The sequence below is a fragment of the Micromonospora foliorum genome, assembly GCF_022229015.1.
Taxonomy (GTDB): domain Bacteria; phylum Actinomycetota; class Actinomycetes; order Mycobacteriales; family Micromonosporaceae; genus Micromonospora; species Micromonospora foliorum.
In genome coordinates this window covers 1-3795 of sequence record NZ_JAKKFF010000226.1, presented here as the reverse complement: position 1 = coordinate 3795, position 3795 = coordinate 1, and the positions used below count along the sequence as shown (strand labels likewise).

Here is a 3795-nt window from a genome sequence, read left to right as displayed (position 1 = left end):
CCGCCCACGAAAACGGGCCCGGGTATGGCGCTGGCCGGGAGCCCGGGTTGCGGGTGCCGGCCAGCGGTCGGTGTCGTGCTGTGGTCTTGCCGTGCGGTGGTGCTGGCGTGCGTGTTCTGCGGTGACGCGGGTCAGCTGTTCCAGTGCTGGGCGACGAGGTCGGTGGCCTGCTGCTCCCACTGGGCGTAGGCGTCCGGGTAGGCCGATACCTGCACGGTCTGCGCGGCGTCGGTCAGGGGCATGTCCTGCCACCCGTCGACCTGCTTCAGACCCTTGAGGAACGCGGTCGTCGAGTACTCCGGGTTCGTGATCTGCTCCGGCGTACCCCAACCACTGGACGGGCGCTGCTGGAACAGGCCCAGCGAGTCGTGGTCGTTCATGTCGCCCAGGTGGCCCAGGTTCTCCAGCTTCGACTCCTGCAGGCTCGTCGCGATCGAGATCACCGCGGCCCGCTCCGGCAGACCAGCCTTCTTCGTCGCGGCGATGATCGCCTTGACGTTCGCGGTCTGCTCGTCATTCAGGCTGATGTGGGACTGGTCGCCCTGCGGCTTCGGCGCCGCCGACTGCACGGCCACCGCGACCGGCTTGGCATCCACGGCCGGGTTGGCGTGGGCGGCGATCGGGCCGGCGAAGACACCACCGGCGAACGCGAGACCAGCAACAGACAGCATGCTCTTACGGAAGATCGTGTTCATGAGGGGTAGCTCCTTCGGGGGTAGGACACCCAACCGCCAAAAGGGGGGCGGCGGCGGGGTGTGAGCACCTCGTCCGGCGCTGCACAAAACAGGGAAAAGTCTGGGGGGTGACGCCTACGGTTACTCGGCGTCTACCGGCGGCCTACGGGCGAGGGCTCGTGGCGCCGGGTCCAGGTGTAACGACCGGGGGGCCGGGGTCATTCCGGGGGCGGCCCACCTACCGCGCTCTCATCGAGGCGGCGCCTGCGGTCGTTCGTGGGGACTGCAACGACCGGGGGCCGCGGGTCATTCCCGGGCTGGCCCACCTGTCGGCACCCCGTGGAGGCGGCGCCCGTCGGCCGTTCGTGGGGACTGTAACCACCGGGCCGAGGCTGGCATTCCAACCTGCGCGACCGGCCCCCCGGTGGCGGGGTGGTGGGTCGGTGGTGCTGCGATCGTCAGGGTATGTAACGACCCCGCCCCGGCCACGATTCCGGCCCACCGGTGCGACCGGTCACCACCCACACCGCCCAGGATCCGACAAACCGCCCACGACGCCGCCCCTGCGGCCTTGAATCGCCCCTCATCCAGGCGTGATCCACTCGGGTTCACGGTTGTCGGGGCATCCCGGACACCCCGCGTCCTCGCGTCCCCGCGTCCCCGCGTCCCCGCTTCCCCGCGTCAAGATCGTGCTCGAACCAGGATGTAGTGGCCTCATTGATACGCCGACACCACTACTTCCTGGTTCGAGCACGATCTTGCGGACCCGCGTCCGAGGGGGTCGCAGGCGCCCTGAGACAGATCAGACAGACGCAACTGCCGGCCTTGACGCCCATCTCCCCATGCGGATGCTGTCCGTGCTGGGCTTCCCCCATGGCAAATGCGGGCATTAAGGTGAGCGGGTGACGACGTACCGGATCGGGGAGGCCGCCGACCTGCTCGGCGTCAGCGCCGACACCATTCGCCGCTGGGTGGACGCCGGGCGCCTGACGGCCGGGCGCGACGAGCACGGCCACCGGATCGTCGACGGCGTCGACCTGGCGGCGTTCGCCCGCGCTCAGGCCGCCCACCCGGATGCGGGCGCCGAGTTCTCCTCGGCCCGCAACCGGTTGCGCGGGATCGTCGTCGACGTCCGTAAGGACACGGTGATGGCCCAGGTCGACATCCAGGCGGGCCCGTTCCGGGTCGTGTCGCTGATGAGCCGGGAGGCCGTCGACGAGCTCGACCTTCGGGTCGGGTCGGTGGCCGTCGCGGTGATCAAGTCGACCACGGTCGTGGTGGAGCGGGCCGCACCCGCCCCGACGCGGGGACGCTCGGCCGGATGAACGCGGACACGGTTGGCCGGAGAAACCCGGAGACGGTCGGGCGGTGGAACGCGCGGACCAGGCGTACGGCGGTGGCCGTGCTGGTGGCGGCCGGCCTCGCGGTGGCCGGCTGCGGCGCGGGCGGCGACCGGGCAACCGGTGGCAGCGGGGACGGCCGGGTGACCGGCACGGTGACCGTGTTCGCGGCTGCCTCGTTGACCGAGTCGTTCACCCGCATCGGAAAGGACTTCGAGGCCGCCAACCCGGGCAGCCGCGTGACCCTCAACGTCGCCGGCAGTTCCGCTCTGGCCAACCAGATCATCCAGGGCGCGCCGGCGGACGTGTTCGCCTCGGCCGCCCCGGCGAACATGACCACGGTCACCGAGGCCGGCAACGCAGACGGCACGCCGAGCATCTTCGCTCGCAACCAGTTGGTGATCGCGGTGCCCCGGGGTAACCCGAAGGCAGTGGCCGGCCTGGCCGACCTGACCAGCCCGGGTGTGAAGGTGGCGCTCTGCGCCAGTCAGGTGCCCTGCGGCGCGGCGGCCCGCACCGCCCTGGACGCCGCCGGCGTCGCGCTGACGCCGGTCACCCTCGAGCAGGACGTCAGGGGCGCGCTCGCCAAGGTGAAGCTCGGCGAGGTCGACGCGGCACTGGTCTACCGGACGGACACGCGGGCGGCGAGCGCCGACGTGACAGGTGTGGAGTTTCCGGAGTCGGCGCGGGCGGTCAACGACTACCCGATCGTCGCGTTGAAGGATGCGCCGAATCCCGATGGCGCGCGGGCCTTCGTCGCGTACGTCAGCTCGGCGCCGGCGCAGGCGGTCCTCGCCGAGGCGGGGTTCCAGGCTCCATGAGGCAGGCCCGCGACCACCTGGCACCCAGCGGGCGCCCGGCCACGCCCCGACGGCGGGGGCGGGTGCCGGCGGCGCTGCTAGTCCCCGCCGGGTTGGGGTTGCTGTTCCTCGTCCTGCCGTTGGCGGGGCTGCTGATCCGGGCACCGTGGACGACCCTGCCGGAGCGGCTCACCGAGCCGGGCGCGCTGACCGCTCTGCGGCTGTCGGTGCAGACCGCCACCCTGGCCACCGCGCTCTGCCTGCTGCTCGGGGTGCCGCTCGCCTGGGTGTTGGCCCGGGTCGAGTTTCCCGGCCGTCGGCTGGTACGCGCGCTGGTCACCGTGCCGTTGGTGCTGCCGCCGGTGGTCGGTGGGGTGGCGCTGTTGCTGGTCTTCGGCCGGCGTGGCCTGCTCGGCGGCTGGCTCGACACCACGTTCGGTATCAGCCTGCCTTTCACCACCACGGGTGTCGTGCTGGCCGAGTCGTTCGTCGCCATGCCGTTCCTGGTGATCGCCGTGGAGGGGGCGTTACGTGCCGCCGACCACCGCTACGAGGAGGCCGCGGCGACGTTGGGCGCCAGCCGGTGGACCACCTTCACCCACGTCACGCTGCCGTTGGTGGCGCCCGGCCTGGCCGCCGGGGCGGTGCTCTGCTGGGCGCGGGCGCTCGGCGAGTTCGGTGCCACCATCACCTTCGCCGGCAACTACCCCGGTCGGACGCAGACCATGCCGCTCGCCGTCTACCTGGCGTTGGAGACCGATGTGGAGTCCGCGATCGTGCTCAGCCTGGTGCTGCTCGTGGTGTCGGTGGGCATCCTGGTCGCGTTGCGGGACCGCTGGATGACCACCGCATGAGCGGTCAACTTCTCGACGCCCGGCTCGTCGTCGACCGGGGCGCCTTCCGGCTCGACGTGCCGCTGCGGGTGGCGCCGGGCGAGGTGGTGGCGCTGCTCGGCCCGAACGGCGCCGGCAAGACCACCGC

At 71.8% G+C, this 3795-nt stretch carries 5 protein-coding genes; 4 read left to right on the top strand and 1 reads right to left on the bottom strand.

The annotated features are described in order from the left end of the window. Positions 1-131: 131 nt before the first annotated feature. Positions 132-695, bottom strand: a complete 564-nt coding sequence (locus PSH25_RS17335) for a hypothetical protein (protein ID WP_238660066.1) — start codon at positions 693-695, stop codon at positions 132-134. Positions 696-1576: 881 nt separating this feature from the next. Between PSH25_RS17335 and PSH25_RS17330 the strand changes: the two genes are divergently transcribed. The 4 genes from PSH25_RS17330 to PSH25_RS17315 form a co-directional block, all read left to right on the top strand. Next, entirely contained in the window at positions 1577-1999 is a 423-nt protein-coding gene (locus PSH25_RS17330; RefSeq protein WP_238660065.1) for a TOBE domain-containing protein, read from the top strand. After that, positions 1996-2835 (top strand): molybdate ABC transporter substrate-binding protein, encoded by an 840-nt coding sequence (gene modA / locus PSH25_RS17325; protein WP_238660064.1) that lies wholly within the window; start codon positions 1996-1998, stop codon positions 2833-2835. Before PSH25_RS17330 ends, modA begins: the two co-directional genes overlap by 4 nt. Next, positions 2832-3668: an ABC transporter permease gene (locus PSH25_RS17320; RefSeq protein ID WP_238660063.1), complete on the top strand. Its 837-nt coding sequence runs from the start codon at positions 2832-2834 to the stop codon at positions 3666-3668. The genes modA and PSH25_RS17320 overlap by 4 nt, the downstream gene beginning before the upstream one ends. Beyond that, a partial coding sequence (locus tag PSH25_RS17315) for an ATP-binding cassette domain-containing protein (protein WP_238660067.1) occupies positions 3665-3795 on the top strand: 131 nt, incomplete at its 3' end. The genes PSH25_RS17320 and PSH25_RS17315, both read left to right, overlap by 4 nt.

What these genes read in the sequence shown, in the direction of transcription:
- modA (WP_238660064.1), top strand. Translation starts at nt 1,996, where the DNA reads ATGAACGCGGACACGGTTGGCCGGAGAAACCCGGAGACGGTCGGGCGG.
- PSH25_RS17320 (WP_238660063.1), top strand. Translation starts at nt 2,832, where the DNA reads ATGAGGCAGGCCCGCGACCACCTGGCACCCAGCGGGCGCCCGGCCACG.
- PSH25_RS17335 (WP_238660066.1), bottom strand. Translation starts at nt 695, where the DNA reads ATGAACACGATCTTCCGTAAGAGCATGCTGTCTGTTGCTGGTCTCGCG.